General features: G+C 67.5%; 13 protein-coding genes. 6 read left to right on the forward strand and 7 right to left on the reverse strand.

All coding sequences use genetic code 11. The features are described from left to right. The first annotated feature begins 1 nt into the window (after position 1). The 6 genes from ADL25_RS24480 (at position 2) to cas6 (ending at position 5,840) form a co-directional block, all read left to right on the forward strand. On the forward strand, positions 2-556 hold the full coding sequence (locus tag ADL25_RS24480) for an RAMP superfamily CRISPR-associated protein (protein WP_063805740.1): 555 nt from the start codon (positions 2-4) through the stop codon (positions 554-556). Then, complete coding sequence (locus ADL25_RS24485; protein WP_059129963.1) at positions 546-1,910, forward strand: type III-B CRISPR module-associated Cmr3 family protein; 1,365 nt, start codon at positions 546-548, stop codon at positions 1,908-1,910. The genes ADL25_RS24480 and ADL25_RS24485 overlap by 11 nt, the downstream gene beginning before the upstream one ends. After that, positions 1,907-3,307 carry an RAMP superfamily CRISPR-associated protein gene (locus tag ADL25_RS24490; RefSeq protein WP_059129964.1) on the forward strand — a complete coding sequence of 467 codons (1,401 nt, stop codon included), beginning with the start codon at positions 1,907-1,909 and terminating at the stop codon, positions 3,305-3,307. Before ADL25_RS24485 ends, ADL25_RS24490 begins: the two co-directional genes overlap by 4 nt. After that, on the forward strand, positions 3,304-3,747 hold the full coding sequence (locus tag ADL25_RS24495; protein ID WP_059129965.1) for a hypothetical protein: 444 nt from the start codon (positions 3,304-3,306) through the stop codon (positions 3,745-3,747). The genes ADL25_RS24490 and ADL25_RS24495 overlap by 4 nt, the downstream gene beginning before the upstream one ends. Before the next feature lie 37 nt (positions 3,748-3,784). After that, positions 3,785-4,945 (forward strand): hypothetical protein, encoded by a 1,161-nt coding sequence (locus ADL25_RS24500; RefSeq protein WP_059129966.1) that lies wholly within the window; start codon positions 3,785-3,787, stop codon positions 4,943-4,945. Positions 4,946-5,072: 127 nt separating this feature from the next. Beyond that, positions 5,073-5,840 (forward strand): CRISPR system precrRNA processing endoribonuclease RAMP protein Cas6, encoded by a 768-nt coding sequence (cas6, locus tag ADL25_RS24505; protein WP_059129967.1) that lies wholly within the window; start codon positions 5,073-5,075, stop codon positions 5,838-5,840. A 2,470-nt stretch (positions 5,841-8,310) separates the two neighbouring features. Here the strand turns inward: cas6 and ADL25_RS24510 are convergent. From ADL25_RS24510 to ADL25_RS24540, 7 genes are all read right to left on the reverse strand, one after another. Beyond that, positions 8,311-8,640: a hypothetical protein gene (locus ADL25_RS24510; RefSeq protein ID WP_059129968.1), complete on the reverse strand. Its 330-nt coding sequence runs from the start codon at positions 8,638-8,640 to the stop codon at positions 8,311-8,313. Between the two features lie 46 nt (positions 8,641-8,686). Next, positions 8,687-9,498, reverse strand: a protein-coding gene (locus ADL25_RS46470) for an IS5 family transposase (RefSeq protein ID WP_420711360.1) whose coding sequence is annotated in 2 segments (ribosomal slippage) — positions 8,687-9,147 and positions 9,147-9,498 — 813 coding nt in all. Because the reading frame shifts where the segments join, the coding sequence is not laid out codon by codon here. 329 nt (positions 9,499-9,827) lie between these two features. Continuing rightward, entirely contained in the window at positions 9,828-10,481 is a 654-nt protein-coding gene (locus ADL25_RS48280) for a hypothetical protein (protein ID WP_159044996.1), read from the reverse strand. A 283-nt stretch (positions 10,482-10,764) separates the two neighbouring features. Further along, positions 10,765-10,998 carry a restriction endonuclease gene (locus ADL25_RS52255; protein WP_199839207.1) on the reverse strand — a complete coding sequence of 78 codons (234 nt, stop codon included), beginning with the start codon at positions 10,996-10,998 and terminating at the stop codon, positions 10,765-10,767. Next, positions 10,919-11,713: a winged helix-turn-helix domain-containing protein gene (locus ADL25_RS24530; protein WP_199839208.1), complete on the reverse strand. Its 795-nt coding sequence runs from the start codon at positions 11,711-11,713 to the stop codon at positions 10,919-10,921. Before ADL25_RS24530 ends, ADL25_RS52255 begins: the two co-directional genes overlap by 80 nt. Before the next feature lie 125 nt (positions 11,714-11,838). Beyond that, on the reverse strand, positions 11,839-13,443 hold the full coding sequence (locus tag ADL25_RS24535; protein ID WP_059129971.1) for a serine/threonine-protein kinase: 1,605 nt from the start codon (positions 13,441-13,443) through the stop codon (positions 11,839-11,841). Positions 13,444-13,609: 166 nt separating this feature from the next. After that, the gene (locus ADL25_RS24540; protein WP_059129972.1) at positions 13,610-16,813 is read right to left on the reverse strand and encodes a type I restriction endonuclease subunit R; all 3,204 of its coding nucleotides are present in this window, start codon (positions 16,811-16,813) and stop codon (positions 13,610-13,612) included.

Below are 16,813 nucleotides of genomic sequence, written 5' to 3' on the forward strand. Positions count from 1 at the left end.
GATGATTTTCCATGGCCCGTTCCGGGTCGCCACGGGTGTGGCCCGGCCGGGGATCGACGCGGCCGTCGACCGAAACGATCTGCTGCCGGCGTCCTCGCTGAAGGGCCTGATGCGGGACTCTGCCGAAAACCTCCTGCCTGGACTGCCGGGCTTGGTGGAGCACGTGTTCGGCGGGGCACGGAAGCCCACCGTATGGGCCTGGTCCTCAGCCCGCTTCCCCGACCAGCCCGAAGTGAGGATGCGGGTCCGTGTCTCCCTCGACGAAGAGACAGGTGCAGCCAAGCGTGACCATCTCCTGTACGGCGAGGAAGTCTGGGCCCGCACCGCCGAGTTCGAGGTCACGCGGCACGCGCGGCTTCCGGAGTCGCCGCTGAGCGAGGACGACCACCTGACCGTCTTGGCATGTGCGGCAGCCGGGGTGCACAGCGTCGGCTCCGACCGGCGGCGCGGGCTGGGTTGGGTGGAGTGCACGACCGGCGATCCGGTCGTGGACGCGGCCCTCGTCGACCGCTTCCGCGCGCTCGCCGCGAACTGGGGGCAGCAGCATGCTTCTTGACATCCAGGTGACCGCACACCAGCCCCTCGCGCTCGGTGTCCGCCCGGCGGGCACCGCGCCGGTGCAGACCCAGCACCACGTTCCCGGCTCTGTCCTGCGCGGTGCGCTCGCCGCAGCGTGGATCCGGGATCACGGGCTGCCGAACAAGGTCCCGCCGCAGCTGCGGCGGGAGTTCGTCGCCCTCTTCGAATCCGAGACCGTCTACGGGCCGCTGTTCGCCACCGGGTCGGGGATCGTTCCGCTGTCGGTGCGGCGCTGCAAGTACCAGCGATGCGCTGGCGTCCACCCCGACGAGGCGTTCGACGACAGCTCCTCCTTGTACTGCGGAAGTTGCGGAGGGCCACTGACTGCCGGGCGCGGGGAGGTGGAGTTCTTCGGCGGCGCGACGGGCGGTCTCGTCGTCCAGCAAACCCATCTAGAGATCCACAACGAACGGCAGGTCGCCTCCGAAGGCGACCTGTTCACCCGCCGTGCCCTCACCCACCACGACCACAAGGGCGACGAGCGGCAGTTCCACGGCCGCGTCGCTGCCGCCGACGATCTCCCCGAGGCGGCGGCCCGCTGGCTGAGTCAGTGCCGGGGCCTGCGGCTGGGTGGCCGGCGCGGCACGAGCGGCGGCGTCACCTACAGTGCCGCCACCGCCTCCCCGCGCCTTCCGGAGACGGGTGAGCGCGTGGCGCTGAGACTCGCCTCCCCGGCTATCCTCACCGACACCAGCGGTCTCCCTCTCGACCTGGCTGACCGCAACCGGCTGGGCGAGGCACTCGGCGCCGAATTGTCCTCCGTGCTCGCCACGCGCATCGTGCGGGTGGAGCAGGTGTGGGCCCGGCGGGAGCGCGTCGGCGGCTGGCATGCCGCGTCGAACCTGCCCAAGCCCGTCGAGCTGGCGGTGAGCGCCGGGTCGGTGCTGCTCCTGACCTTCGAGGAACCGCCCGCGCCCGAGACCCTGCTGGCGCTCGCGGGGCGCGGGGTCGGGCTGCGCCGCAACGAGGGGTTCGGCGCCCTCGAGACCGCCACAAGCGCCTGGACCCCACCCGGCGGCTTCGTGACCGAGGAAGCGCCGACCGGGCAGGAGGCCATGGATCCGGCGGAGTCCTACGCGCGGATGCTGTACCGGTCGGGCCACAGCGCCTGGTTCATCGACCAGCTCCGCCCGTACGTCGAGGAACGCGCCGCCGGCAACCCACCCCACGACGCCCTCCTCGAACGCTCCCGACTGCGCAACCTGCCCGGTGAACTCCGACGGGACGTCCAGGACCTGCTGCTGCGCGCTACCCCCGGCACCCTGGACCGCACCCTGGCCCGCCTGGCCGCACTGCACCGCCTGAAAACCGATGAGGAGCACTCGTCATGAGCGTGGTGCACATCCTGCGCGCCGAGCTGGAACTGCTCACCGCCGGAGCGGTCACGGCGCCCGAGAGCCTCACCATCGGCTCCGTCCTCCACCCCGATCTGCCCGTGGCCCGCGACGCGTGGGGCCGCCCCTACCTGCCCGGCACCTCCCTCGCCGGCTCCCTGCGCCAGCAAGCACATCGCACCGGACGTGAAGAAGCACTCTTCGGTAACGTCCGCCCAGGCAACGGCACAGACGCCCCGCCGTCCGAGACGATCGTCGTCGCCTCCCCGGTCCGCGTTCTCGGCACACGACTGGAACTCCCCCAGCCGCCCGAGACCCGGCGCCGTACGGCGATCGACCGGCACCGGGCCGCCGCCCGACCGCAGACCCTCCACAGTCGCGAACTCCTGCCGCCGGAAACGAAGATTCTGCTGTGGCTGCGCGTGGACACCCCGGGCCTGGAATCGCCGCTCCTTGACGAGTTCGTCGACCTGCTCGCCGCCTGGCGGCCCGTTGTCGGACGAGGGCGCACGACCGGCCACGGCCAGGCACTCCTCACCCGCGTCCTCAAGCGGTCGATCGACCTCGACAGCGCCGACGGCATGCAGCATTGGCTCATGGGCGGCGGGCCTGCACTCGTCGACGACCACGCCACCGTCGTCTACGACCACGCGAAGAACGGCGGCCCAGGCGCCCTGCCCGAGGTGTTCGAGCAGCCGCTGGAATTCCGTATCACCGACGCCCTCCACATCGGCAGCGGCGACGTCCTCGACCGTCCCGGCCGCCGGACGAGGATCTCCGCCATCCTGCGCGACCACGACGACCTCCCGATCGTGCCGGGCAGCACCTGGAAGGGCGTGCTACGCGCGCGCTGCGAGTTCATCCTGCGATCCGTCGGCCTCGACGCCTGCTCCTCCGTCGGTGACGACTCCGGCCCGTGCGGGACGTGCGTGCTGTGCGCGGCATTCGGCTGGACAGAACGCACCCGCGCCCACGACCAGGCTTCGCCCGACGCCGAACTCCCGCCGAGCATCGGCGCCCGAGGCCGCCTCGTCTTCACCGACACCGTGATCCGCGAAGGCACCGTGCGCATCCGCAACCACGTCGCCCTCGACCGGGTCTTCGGCGGCGCCCGCGACGAAGCACTCTACACCGAGGAAACCATCGAGGACGGCACCCTCACGGTCCGTATCCGCCACGACCGCGACATCCCCGAACTCGCCCGCGCCGCCCTCCTCCTCGCCCTCGACGACCTCGCCGCCGGCCGCCTCGGCATCGGCGCCGGCACCACCCGCGGCCAGGGCACGCTCACCGTCCTCCCCGCCACCGGCCACCTGCTCGCCCGGGAACGTCCGGCAGCCGTCGAAACGCTACGGCGACTCCACGCCGCGCTCACCGAGGAGGCCCCGGCATGACGACAGCAGCGTCACCCAAAACCCGGTATGAGGCGACCACGGCCCCGGCTCGCCTGCACCGCCACGGGCGCATGCCGTGGCCCGAGGCGCGGGCCCTACTGGCGGGGACGCTGTGCGCGTGGTCGGACCTCGACGGCTTCTTCGTGGCCCCAGCCGACGAACTACCACAGGACGTCCCGCAGGCGACGCACCTGTGGGCATGGGACATGCAACGGTGTGTCAGGGTCCGCGTCGACGGCCGGGAGGCCATGGTCGCCGCACTCCACCCCGGCGAGAGCAGCGACGGCGAACTGGTCACGGCCCATATTCGCCACGGAACCCCCTGGGGCCCGGACGACAAGCAAGCCGGCCCGCTACCCGAAGCGGCCCACGCCCTGTCCTTCGAACTCCTCGAACTGCCCGGCCCCACCCCCGCGACGTTCGTACGCGCGACGCCCTGACCAAGCCGACATCCCACCGACAAGAGGACGCGGCGTCATGCAGCAGTCTTGGTACGGCCAGTTCTGGAAACTCCTGCGGAGCCGCGAAGGCGTCGGCGTCATTCTGGTCGCCGGGGGATCCGCGGTCGCCCTGGGTGTCGTCCCCAACCTCCTCCAGAAATGGTGGGACTCGGCCTGGTTCTTTGGCCTGATTCTGATCGGGATGCTTCTGGTCGTCGTCCTCGGCTGGACACTTGTCCGCCAACGAGGCGTCGGCGTCGTCATCCCCCTCTACCCGGACCCGCAGGGCGGCCGGGTCTCCGCGATGATCGAGGCATCGAAGAAGAACCACAGCAGCACCCTCGTCGTCCACTCGAAGCTGCTCAGCCCCGGAAACCGGGAGCTGTCCCCGGACGCGCGCATGGACCTCGTCGCGAACCTCATCGACGCCCGCGTCGAAGAAATCAGGACCAGCGGCGCCGACGGCTCCGTCACGCTCTATCCGCTCGCCCAGATGTACGACGGCTTCCACCTCGGGCGCCGGCTCGCCCATGACACCTACTCCACCCTGTCCGTCATGCACCTGCCCGGCGCCGACCAGCGGACCGTCGTCCCTGGCCTCACGCTCGGCAGCCATCTCAGGAACCCCCTCGCCCCTGGCCAAGAGGCCCTTCTCACCGCTCACCTCAAACAAGCCCCCGGCGCCGGCGCCCCAGCACTTGTCGCGCACCCAGGCTGTCCGGCTCAGCACCGGCACCGGCTCGCGTTCATCGTCCGTCTGTCTCCCGCACTATCCATGATCGCGGACGCGTGCGCAGTCTCCGAGACAGGCCTCGTCCGCCGCCCCGGCGACAGCACCCACACCGGCTACGTCTTCACCCCCAACGACCACGAAGCGCCAGGAAACCCGTGCGGCGCCTACACCGTCCTGGAAGCGGCCCCAGAACGGCTACCGGAGACGAAAGAAGCCTTCGAAGCCATAGCGGCCTACACCTACCGATGCTTCATCGCCGCGAGGCAGGCATGGGCCGAGCAGTCCGGCAGCGCCACCGTCGACGTCCACCTCTTCATCAACGCGCCCCTGCCGATCACCATCGCCGTCGGCTGGCTCATGAAGAACGACCAGGTCACCGTCATCCGCCACGAACTCAGCCTCCTCAACACGACGGCCCCCACGGCCGCGCCCTCTCCGGCCGGACCCGGGGGACAGCACGCGTGAACGCGCCACAGCGGCTCGTGAACCGCACCCCGCATGCCATCAGATTGCTCCATCACCCCGCCGGCCAGATCACCGGCTGTATCCCGCTCACTGCCGGAGCTTCTCTCCGCGTCGACGAGGAGCACTGATGCCTCAACGCTGGCACCTCCTTCTCCGCCCGGACGACGGCACCCGGCCCTCCCGTGTCGCCCCGGCCCACCTGCACGGGCTGGCCTGCGCGCTCCTGGAGGGTCTCGGCGCCGACCACCACGGCCAGACCAAACCGTTCTCCATCACCCCGCTCATGCAGGCCCCGCACGCCCCGGGACGCGCGCTCCTGACCCTGGGCTGGCTCAACGACGGGACCGTGCCGCGGTTGGAGGAATGGGTCGGCGAACAGGTTCGCCTCGGCGGCCAGTTCTTCACCGTCGAGGACGTCGGTGCCGAGGGAGCTTCCTACCCAGCCCTGCTCGCCCTCCCACCTGCCGAGCGCGTGACCATGGACTTTCTGTCCGTCACTCACTTCACACGCAAGGGCCGCTGGATTCCTCTCCCGGACGCCGAACTCGTCTACACGAGCCTCGGCCGCCGCTGGAACGCCTACGCCGAGACCCCGTTTCCGAACCCGTTGATCACCGAACTTCGAGAGACGGTCCTCCTCACCGCCCACGACGTGAAGAGCGCCCCCGTCGACATCAGACAAGGCCACCGCACCGGCTTCCTGGGCCACGCGACCTTTGCCGTGCCGCGTACCGCCTGTCGCGAGGTGGCGTTGGCCTTCACGGCGCTCTCCCGTTTCGCCGAACTCGCCGGTATCGGTGCCCAGACCACCCATGGTTTGGGCTGGACGAGGGTGAGCATGCCGGAACTCCACGGGCGGAAGGCGGGCGGAGAGGCGGCTCGGAGGAGCACGTAACCCCCCTCCTTGCCAAGAGTCCTCGGAGGCCGAGCTCGCGCGAGCCAAACCCCGCAGGTCGCAAATCTTGTGACGGGCGTCACAGCCCAGGCAAGGCGCTGGCGGGGAGCCTCGCGCAACGGGCACAATCGGCGCAGGTCACAGGCCCCCGCCCGTGCCAAAGGGTTTCGCAGGAACGAAAGGCTCACAGGGCATAGAAACAGGTTGCCCAGCGTGCGGATCGTGAAGTAGTCCGGTGTTCCGTAGGAACGAAGGCCCGCAGGGCATAGCAACTGACGTCCAATCAAGTCGAGCATCATGTCTCGACCGAGTTCCGTAGAAACGAAAGCTTGCGAGGCATAGAAACGCCTCTGACGAGATATTCTTCAGGAATCGGAGCAAAGGTTCCGAAGGAACTAAAGGCCCGCAGGGCATAGACACCCCGCCAGTAGTGGCAGTAGTTTTCCTGCTCCGCAGGAAAGAAAGGCCCGCAGGGCATAGAAACAAGGAGCATCAGCGCACCGCCGATGGCGGTGACGACGTGTTCCGCAGGAACGAAAGGCCCGTAGGGCATAGAAACCCGCATGAGGCGCCGCAACTTGTTCAGCAGGAGCCTCGTTCCGCAGGAACGAAATGCCCGCAGGGCATAGAAACGACCCGGCCACCGATGACGATGCCGATGAAGCCGGTGAGTTTCGCAGAAAGGAAAAGCTCGCAGGGCATAGAAACAGTCTCATTATAGGCCGTGTAATTCTTGCGAGTTCCGCAGGAACGAAAGGCCCGTAGGGCGTAGAAACAGGTTGCCCAGCGTGCGGATCGTGAAGTAGTGGGGTCTTCCGCGGGAACTAAAAGCCCGCAGGCATCGAAACCTCCCGCAGGTCACGACCGAGTTCAACCGCGAAGAGGCTGGTTCCGCAGGAACGAAAGGCCCGCAGGGCATAGAAGCTGCTCGCCCACCCGAGCCTTGGCCCAGATGCAGGCGATGAGCGTTCCGTAGGAACTAATGGCCCGCAGGACATAGAAACATCGACAGCTCAACTGGAGCTCAATCCGTTGCCACACCGGGCTCCGTAAACCAAAGGCCCGCAGGGCATAGAAACGCAGAACTCGATTGTCCAGCGACCGGTTCTGAGCCGTTCCGTAGGAACGAAAGGCCCGCAGGGCATAGAAACGAGCTCAACAGTTACGGTCAATTACCGTAACGCCAGAAGTTTCGCAGGAACGAAAGGCCCGCAGGGCTTAGAAACGAACTTCTGCTCCCACCTCTGCGTCTTCTTGTTGAAGGTTCCGCAGGAACTAGAGGCCCGCAGGGCATAGAAACGCCTTGTTCTCGTAGTTAAACAGGTGGATCAAAGACCAGAGTTTTCACAGGAGCCAAAGGACCCGCAGGTCTTAGAAACCGGAACGCCTCCGCCTCGCGCCACATGTGCTCCAGTGTGCCGCGGGAGCGAAAGCCCGCAGGGCATAGAAACCCGTCCACTCGCTTCTTCGGACGGATCACGATGGTGGTGTGTTCCGCAGGAACGAAAGACCGACAGGGCATAGAAACGTGAAACTGTGGATGATCAGCTTGAGTCGAGGCCCGTTGATTACCGAGCTCCGAGAGACGGCCCTGCTCACCGCCAACGACGTGAGGAGCGCCCCGTCGACATCGGACAGGGCCACCGCATCGGCTTCCTGGTCCATGCGACCTTTGCCGTGCCGCGGTACCGCCGGTCGCAAGGTGGCGTCGGCCTTGGCTGGACGACGATCGGCGCACCGGAATCCCACGCACGGAAGACGGACGGCCAGACGGCTCGAAGGAGCCGTAACCGCCTTCCCGGCCAAGAGTCCTCGGAGGCCGATTCTCGCGCGAGCCAACCCCGCGGGTCGCAGCCTCAGAAGCAGATCTTGTGAACGGCATCACAGATCAAGTAGGCCCCTGGCGAGGAGCCTCGCGCAACGGGCACTATGACCGCAGGTCACGAGCGTTGCCCGTACCGAAGGGTTCCGCAAGACGAAAGGCCCGCAGGGCATAGAAACGCGAGGACTCGACCACCACGACTTACGAGGACGAGCTTCGTTCCGCAAGACGAAAGGCCCGCAGGGCATAGAAACTCCCGTCCTCCCGGACCATCAGCGAGATGCAGACCTTGTTCCGCAGGAACGAAAGGCCCGCAGGGCATAGAAACGAAGGCACCGATGACTCCGTCGAAGGAGAACGACGCGTCGTTCCGCAAGAACGAAAAGCCCGCAGGGCATAGAAACGTGTCGGCTCCCTCGGCGAGCTGCTGCAGAGCGTCCAGGGTTCCGCAGGAATGAAAGGCCCGCAGGGCATAGAAGCGCCTGGTTGCCGGCCGTGTCCTTGGAGTCACGAGTGTTGGGCAGGAACGAAAGGCCCGCAGGGCATAGAAACAATGGCACCGTCGAGCTCGGTGACCTTCTGCCACGGGGATTCTGCAGGAACCAAAGACCCGCAGGGCTTACAACGGCTAACACAAAGGGGCGCTGGTCAGCCCATGCAGGCGATGCAGCGGGTGAGGTCTTCCGAGAGGAAGACGGTGAACCGTTGCTGCGTGCCGGTGATCGTCGCCGAGTAGACGCGATCGGTTCCTGCGGAGTAGAGCCCGTCGACAGCTTCGGCCAGCCCGGGACGAGGGGTGACGCCCGTCTCAAGCATGGTCTGGTGCCGATCGGACCAGGTCGTCCAAAGCAGACGGGCTGAGGCGGTCTGGCTTTCGAACAGCTTGAAGTCGGCGCCCGCCTGCAGCTCGGCCCGGGCAGCACACGCAAAGGCACTCTGGTCACTGCCGAGTGCGGCCTCCAGGTCATCACGGTTCATGGGGTCAGTTTGTCGGACCCCGGTTTTCGAGTGGGACGGGTGCTGGTCAGGTGAGGGACAGCAGTTGACGGTGGGTGATGAGGCAGCAGGCGAGTCTGAGGAACGCTTCGTGGATGTCGGCTCGCCTTTCCCATCGGATGCGTAGGCGTCGGAAGCCGTGCAGCCACGCAAAACTCCTCTCCACGACCCAGCGGTAGGTGCCCAGCCCGGTGCCGTGCAGGGTGCCGCGGCGGGCGATCGCTGGCACGATGCCGCGGGCACGGACCTGGTCGCGGTAAACGTCGTGGTCGTAGCCTCGGTCAGTGAACAGCGAGTCCGGTCTGCGGCGGGGCCGGCCGACCCGGCCGCGGACTGACGGGATCGCCTCGAGCAGCGGCAGAAGCTGAGTGAAGTCGTTGCGGTTGCCGCCGGTCAGCAGGACCGCGAGCGGGGTGCCGTGCCCGTCGGTGATCAGGTGATGCTTCGAGCCGGCCCGGCCCCGGTCGACCGGCGAGGGGCCCGTATGGATCCCCCTTGCAACGCCCTGACGTGGGAGGAGTCGACCACGCAGCGGGACCAGTCCAGCCGTGAGGCCGTGTTCAGCTCGGCGAGCAGGACTTCGTGCAGCCGCTGCCACACGCCCGCCTCATTCCAGTCCCGCAGCCGCCGCCAGCAGGTCATGCCGGAGCCGAAACCGAGCTCCTGCGGCAGGTACTCCCACTGGATCCCGGTGTGCAGCACGTACAAGATCCCGCACAACACCTCCCGGTCCGGCAACGGCCTTCGCCCGGGATACCGGAACCTGCGCTCACGCTGCGGCAGCAAGGGCTCCAGGCGGTTCCACAGTTCATCCGACACGTTCCAAGGCGATGTCCCCACGCAGGTCCGAACGTTCAACTTCCGCCCCGGACACGGTCATCAGCGCCGATCCAACTCTTTGTGTTAGCCGTTGTTAGAAACGCAGAACTCGATTGTCCAGCGAACCGTTGTGTCTCGTTCCGTAGGAACGAGAGGCCCGCAGGGCATAGAAACGGAGGCTCCTCCCTTCCAGGGAGCGGGTTGTGAGCCGTCGGGCGGGGCCGTCAGCACGGGCATCTCCCGCGGCCGGATCGGTGCTCATGTCCTCGACACAGGGGTATACGCCTGCCCGGAGTGTGCGGGCGACCACGTGCAGGAGTGGCTATCGCCGACCAGCGGATACGCGCGCGTCAGCGGATGAGAGGTCCTCCCGCGGTCGAACGGGGCGTCAGCCGCACGGCCCCATCAACCGTGTTTGCGTCAAAGGCCCAGCGAGCGCCGTCGGCCACCAGCCACAACACCACCGGTCCCGATGCCGTCATATCCAACAGTGCCGCGTACTTACGCCAATGATTGCCGGTGGCCGCCGCCTGCGGATTCGCGCCCAGCCTCAGCAGGGAGCTCAGCAACTCCAGCAGCCCGTCCGCACCCGCGATTCTGGCTTTGGCCTCCATGGCCAGCACCGGCGAACCGCCGCTCTTCACCACAGCATCGAACTCCCCCTGCTCGAAGCAGATATCCGTCCCCGCCACCCCGTGAACCATCAGCAGCTCCGCCGCTGCGGCCATCTGGATCAGATACTCCAAGTTGACTGCCACGCCCGAGCCGTTACGGCTGAACAAGGCATATCGGCCGCCGGAAGCCTTGAGTCGGAACACCTGCGGCACGACGAATCCGGCAGAGTCCACATGAAAAACCCGCGCGTCAAGCGCCGCCAGAAACCCCGCCGCCTCGTCCGCCCGAAGACCCCGCCGGGACGCAGCCACGCGCGGAGACAGGACATCGGGCCGCACGGCCGCGAACCCGACCGCCCACGCCTGCAGCAGCGCGTCCAGCCGCCCCACGGCATCTGGACCCCGCACTTCCGCCGCCCTGGCCAGCTCCTCGGACTGCCTGACCGTCCCATCCCACCAGGCAGCGCCCAAGACTGCCCGGACCTCCGCACCGGCTCCCATAACCCGCCCCTCCCCGGCGCTGCTTGCTGCAGGAAGGCCGCCTCGTTTTCACAGGGGGGTTGCGCTCTCCGCGGCTGGCCCACGCCGACGCTCCAGCCCCCAGTACGGCTTGTCATGTTCTACGCGCAGGAAATCCTCTCGCCCACAGGGACGGCCCGAGAACCTGGACCGATCATGCAGTCTCGAAGAAGTCTTCATCAGTCTCCACTACCCGAAAGGTCTGCCGCTCCTGTACCCCGATTCCGTGGGTGACCATGAGCCGTCCGAGACGTGGGCCATCGATGAGGATGACGCGTGGGGTGATGGACCGGGCGAAGGCGACAGCGTCAGGCGTGAACCGACTGGTGGTGATGAGGACGCCGCCAGCCGCGCCGGCGTGGTGTAGCGCGCCTAGGAACGCTTGCACGTCCGGCCTGCCGATGACATCCCGCTTTGTAACGCTTGGCCTGAATATAGATGCGGCCGATACCAAGAGGGTCCTGATTGATGACTCCGTCGAACCCGCCGTCCCCGGGACCGCCCAGGTGGACGGCTGCCTCGTCGCTGCCGCCATAACCCATGGCGACTAGCAGGCGCAGGACCGCCTTCTCCAGGAACTCAGGCGGGGCGGCGTGAAGACGCTGCACCAGTTCGGTGGCGACGTCGGCATCAAGCTGTTCGACTGCGGCGCTGATCTGCTCGAAAGGTGTTTGATCACTGGTGTCATCGGCGCCGGTGGGGCCGACGGCCTGCGCCCCTACGGGTCCTTTGGATCGTGCCTGGAAAGCACGGAACTCTTCAAACTGCCGCAGTACATCTAGGCCGAACCCATCCGGATGCACCTGGGCCAACTTGAGTCCGCGTTCCGTGATCTCGAACAGACCACGACGGGGCTTCCGCACGGCCTCGGCGTGGAACAGGTAGCTCAACGCCCACGTCACGCGATTGTCGAGGCGCCGCTGTCCGCTAGGTATGACCTGGTTGCGCTGCTCGGAGGTCAGCCCGAGCCGGTCGGAGACCGCGGCGATGATGTCGCGCGTCTGCATCGTCTCCCCGGCCGCCAGGACGACTAGAGCGGGCGCGAAGAAATCATGAAATCTCGGCAGGCCGTCCACAGCGACGTCCATCGGGGTGTCACGCACTCAAACCCTCCAAGCTAATCCTTGGCCCACCACAGGAGCGCAGAGCAAAATACACGCGCGCACGCGGGGTGCGTCCGCAAGGGCGATGACATCCACATGCGTGGAGTCCAGGCGGCTCGCGTCCGTCAAGTCTCCGGTGTTTCCCGATGGGTACCGCCCAGGGCGAGGCGGATCCGTGTCAGGGCCTCAGCAATTTCGACGGTCTCCTCGTCGTCGGGGCCGTAGACCACGCACATGTCGTCGTGGAGCGGCTCGAGCATCCGCCGGGCCTCGACGAGGCGTCCCTCGGACAGCTCCAGGAATCCGATGGCACGGCGCAGTTCGATCGCCTCGTCGCTGGCGTCGCTGTCCACGGCTCGCACCTGGCGCAGGACGGCCTCGAACTCCTGCAGGGCGACCGTCACCTGGCCCAATTCAGCGCGGCAGTGCGCGGCCTGGGCGTGGCAGGAGCGCGCCTTTTCGCTGGTTGGCCCGGCGGTGCGGGAGAAGGCACTGGCGAGCGCGTCGAACTCGGGCAGTGCCCGGCGGTAGTCGCCGCCGAGGAAGCGGACCGCGGCCCGGTCCATGCGCAGGTCGAGCACCTCGCTGTTGTCGGAGCCGAGCGCCAGTGCGGCCGGCTCGACGACGTCGCTGAGGACCTCGGCGGCCTGGGTGAACCGCTCCTCCTCGAGTAGGGCGTTCGCCTGTGCGCGTGCCACCTTGATGTCTTCGCGGAGCCGGGCCGCGGCTGCCGGCGGTACCGGCGGGGCGGACGGTTCGGCGTGGGTGGCCGGGATGTTGGGCGGCTGAGTCCCGGCGCGGGGGCGGGGCGCGTACGGCTGCCGGTAGATCCCCGTGGGGTCGGGGGTGCCGACGGGACCGACCTCGTCAGGCGCTGCCGCCTGGCCGGGCGGGGGCAGGAACGGTAGCAACCGCTCGTACACCTCCTGAGCGTCGGCGGGCCGACGCTCAGGACGCTTGCGCAGCAAGTGGAGGACAAGCTCTTCCAGTGCATTTGGCACGTCGTACCGCAGCAATCGCAACGGTACAGGCGCGGCCTCGACGTGCTGCCGCATCAACTGGTACTCGCCTACCCCGTTGAACAGGGGTCGCCCGCAGCACAGTTCGTGCAGGATGCAGCCGAGCGCGTACAGGTCGCTCTGTGGCGTGACCCGTCCGCCTTGGACTTGCTCGGGCGCCATGTACTGGCTGGTGCCGACCGGGTTCCCGGTGGCGGTGATCCTGGTGACGTCGGTGCGCAGGACCGCGGCGATGCCGAAGTCGAGGACCTTCACCGTGCCGTCTTCCGCCACGAGGATGTTGGAGGGCTTGAGGTCCCGGTGGACGATGGGCACGGCGTGCGCGTGGGACAGCACAGTGCACACCTGTGCCGCGACCGCGGCCGCCCAGGACATCGGCAGCGGCTGGTCGGGATCGATGTAATCGCCCAGGGGGACCCCGTCGACGAGTTCCATCACCAGGTACAGCTGCTCGTCCGACTCGTCGAGTACGGCGTCGTAGACTTGCGGGACGCCGGGGTGCTGGATGCGCGCGGTGACGCGTGCCTCGCGCTTGAACCGCTTGGTGAACTCCTCGGCCATGGCGGGCGTGGCGATGGCGGCCTGGCGTATGAGTTTGACCGCGACGGGGCGGTCGAGCACTCGGTCGTAGCCGCGCCACACGTCGCCCATGCCGCCGTGGCTGAGCGGTTGCACGAGTTCGTAACGGTCGGAGATGTCCTGTGACGGCACGCCCCCGCCTCCCCCTTCTAGGGCCTCGCCTGTCGTACGCCGGTGCGTCCTCGGTCCGAGACCGGTGGCGTCCGGGTGCACCGCCAGTGTGACGGCCGCGTTGATCGTTCGTCCAGGCGGGGCCGGGCCGGGCAGAATTCCGCGCCCAACCCAGTCCCGCCCAGCGTCACGCCACGTTGTCGTCGATGCCTTCCTCCCGGCGGATCATCCGCCAGGCTGCGCGTCGCGCACTGCGGTTGAGGGAGCTCTTGAAGCTCTTGTCCGGGCCGAAGTACTGGCGGCCCAGGCCCGCGATGGTGTCGATGTGGTCGGCCATCTTGTCTTCGAAGACGTCGTCGAAGACGACCCCGAAGTTCTCCGGGTCGTTGTTGGCGACGGCCGCCAGTCGCACCTTCGGGTCTGCAACGGCTTCCTCGAACGGCTGGATCACGTCCTGCTCGGTGAAGTCCGTGCCGAACTTCTCGTTGAATCGCTCGATCAGCTCGGACAGCAGCGACTTTTCCGCTTCCTTCACGCCGCCCGAGCCGTCGCCGAAGCCCTGCATCGTCGTCGGCCCCTCGGATGTGAGGGAGACGTCGTACTCGCCGGTCTTCTCCACCCGCATGTGGCTGAGGTCGACCTCGCCTATGTCCACGCCGCCGTCCGCGCGGCGCGGCAGTCGGTTGAGGAGGTAGCGGCCGTAGAGGTGCAATCGCTCCAGCTCGGCGTCCCGGTAGGGGACGATCTGGGCGAGGAAGCCGTACTTCCTGACGTAATCGTTGAGGTCGGCGCGGAAGCCCTCCGCCGTCTCTTGGTCGTCCTCGTCGTCGCTTTCGAGCAGAGCGGTGAAGCGGGCGACGGCGGGCGAGAGGAGCCGGTACAGCTCGGCGTGGAGCTTCTCCCACTTGGACTGCGAACCTGCGGCCTTCTCCTTGGCGGCGAAGTACGCGGCGGCGAACTCGTCCATCTCCTGCCCGGACAGGACCGCCGCCTGCATGACCCGGCTCTGCGCGGTGTAGAGCAGGTTGGGGTCGGAGGGGAGGGTGTTTGCCTCCTCGAAGTACGGGCGGAAGGAGTCCTGTATGTCGTTGGCGTCGTTAACGAAGTCCAGGACCGCCAGGTCCGCCTGGGTCTTGCGGTCGGCGGTCCGGTTCAGCCGGGACAGGGTCTGGACGGCGGAGATACCCGTCAGCGACTTGTTGACGTACATCGTCGTCAGCAGCGGCTGGTCGAACCCGGTCTGGTACTTCTCCGCCACGACCAGGATCCTGTATTCGCGCTGTCCCGCCCCGCCGGCTCGGGCGGCCTTGTCGTCGGCACGCGTGTACGCGAACGCCTTCGGCAGCGCGCTCTCCGACAGCCCGCCATTCTCCTTCGGCTCGGTGGTCTCCTCGCCGTCAACGGTGAGCGAGCCGGAGAAGGCGACGAGAACGCCGAGGTCGGGGTACTTGCTGTCGTAGTTCCGGTCCTTGATGTAGCTCTTGATCGCGCGCGCCATCTGTACGGCGGACTGCCGGGATGCGGTCACCACCATCGACTTGGCCCGCCCGCCGAGACGGCCCCGGCTGTGCGCCACGAAATGCTCCACGATCACCTGGGCGTGCTGGGCGACCGTCGAGTCATGGGTCAGCGCGTACCGGGCGAGCAGGGAGTTCGCCTTCGACGGGTCGACCTCCCGCTCGTCGGGGTTCTGGTTCACCAGCTTCCAGTACGTGTTGTACGTGACGTAGTTGCGCAGCGGGTCGAGGATGAAGCCCTCCTCGATCGCCTGCCGCATGGAGTACGTGTGGAAGGGCCGGTAGGTCGCCTTGCCGTCGATGTCCTGGAGCGTGCCGAAGAGTTCGAGGGTCTTGGCCTTCGGCGTGGCGGTGAACGCGAAGTAGGAGAGGTTCGCGGCGCGGGAACGCTGCTCGGCCCTCTTCTTGAGCTGCTCGTCGAGGGTGGCGGCCTCGGCCTTGACCGTGGTCGCGCCCGCGTCGGCCGAGTCGGAGTCCAGGCCGAGGTCGCGCAGGGCGGACCGTACGGCGGTGGCGGCGTCGCCGGACTGTGAGGAGTGCGCCTCGTCCACGATGATCGCGAAGCGGCTGCCCTGAATCTCGGTGGGGTTGCGCTGGAGGTAGTCGAGCAGTGCCGGGAAGGAGTGCAGGGTGACGGTGACGATCTTCCCGGTGTCGCGGGAGAGGGCCTTGGCGAGCTGCTCGCCCTTCGTTCCATGCTTCTCGTCGATCTTCACGACGAGACCCGCGGTCTGCTCGAAACTGCCGACCGTTTCCCGGAGCTGGGCGTCCAGGTTGCGGCGGTCAGTGATGACGATGACCTTGTCGAAGACCGGCACGCCCGGCTTGAGGCCCTTGGCCACGGCCTCGGCATCGAGCTCCGACGGGTCGGTGGAGGTGTGCAGGTCGCTGAGGCGGTGCGCGAGCCAGCCGATGGTGTTCGACTTGCCCGAGCCAGCCGAGGCCATGACCAGGTACTCGTGGCCGGCGCCGTGCGTTGCAGCGTGCGCGGTGAGCTTCTTGACCACGTCCCACTGCTGGAACCGGGGGAAGACCATCGTCTTCGTGGTGCCGCCGCCGGGCATCTTGCTCTTGTGCAGGTGCACGAACCGCTGGAGCAGGTCCAGCCAGTTGTCCGGCTGCCAGACCTGCTCCCAGAGATAGGAGGTCGCGTACGTACCGAAGGCGGTCGGGGCCGGGTTGCCGGCGCCGCCCGGCTGACCGGGGCCGTTGGAACCGGTGTTGAACGGGAGGAAGCGAGTGTCCTTGCCCTTGAGCTGGGTGGCGACGAAGACCAGGTCCGGGTCGACGGCGAAGTTCGCGACGACCCGGCGCGTGAAGATCAGCTCGGTGGGGTCGCGGTCGGTGCGGTACTGCTCCTTGGCCTGCTCCACACCTTGCTTGGTCAGCGGGTTCTTCAACTCGGCCGTGGCAACCGGGATTCCGTTGAGGAACAGGGTGAGGTCGAGCCGGTTGCCCCAGTCAGCCTGCTTCGTCGCGTACCCGAGTTCGCGGACGACGGTGAGCCGGTTGGCCCGGTAGCCGTCGAGCACGGAGTCGTGAGCGACGAGGTTCGGCTTGAAGTACGCGACACGGATCAGGACACCCCGGTCCTTGACGCCGTTACGGAGGACATCGAGGAGCCCGTTCGTGGCTATGGCCTGGTCCAGGCGACTGGCGAACCCGCGCTGCGCCTCGTTCGGGTCGCCGCCGTAGACGGTGAGCAGCTCGCTCCACTCGTCGGGCTGGGTCGCCCCGATGAAAGTGAACAACTCGTTGGTGTCCAGACCGAGATCGGCTTGATAGTCCTGCGGGCGCGCCTCGCGCCAGCCGCGCTCGACCATAGCGGCGACGATGGCATCACCGAAGGCGGACTCCGTGTGGATGGGGCTCAT

The sequence above is a fragment of the Streptomyces sp. NRRL F-5122 genome (assembly GCF_001507435.1).
GTDB classification, from domain to species: Bacteria; Actinomycetota; Actinomycetes; order Streptomycetales; family Streptomycetaceae; genus Streptomyces; species Streptomyces lannensis.

What these genes read in the sequence shown, in the direction of transcription:
- ADL25_RS24480 (WP_063805740.1), top strand. Translation starts at nt 2, where the DNA reads ATGATTTTCCATGGCCCGTTCCGGGTCGCCACGGGTGTGGCCCGGCCG.
- ADL25_RS24485 (WP_059129963.1), top strand. Translation starts at nt 546, where the DNA reads ATGCTTCTTGACATCCAGGTGACCGCACACCAGCCCCTCGCGCTCGGT.
- ADL25_RS24490 (WP_059129964.1), top strand. Translation starts at nt 1,907, where the DNA reads ATGAGCGTGGTGCACATCCTGCGCGCCGAGCTGGAACTGCTCACCGCC.
- ADL25_RS24495 (WP_059129965.1), top strand. Translation starts at nt 3,304, where the DNA reads ATGACGACAGCAGCGTCACCCAAAACCCGGTATGAGGCGACCACGGCC.
- ADL25_RS24500 (WP_059129966.1), top strand. Translation starts at nt 3,785, where the DNA reads ATGCAGCAGTCTTGGTACGGCCAGTTCTGGAAACTCCTGCGGAGCCGC.
- cas6 (WP_059129967.1), top strand. Translation starts at nt 5,073, where the DNA reads ATGCCTCAACGCTGGCACCTCCTTCTCCGCCCGGACGACGGCACCCGG.
- ADL25_RS24510 (WP_059129968.1), bottom strand. Translation starts at nt 8,640, where the DNA reads ATGAACCGTGATGACCTGGAGGCCGCACTCGGCAGTGACCAGAGTGCC.
- ADL25_RS24540 (WP_059129972.1), bottom strand. Translation starts at nt 16,813, where the DNA reads ATGAGCCCCATCCACACGGAGTCCGCCTTCGGTGATGCCATCGTCGCC.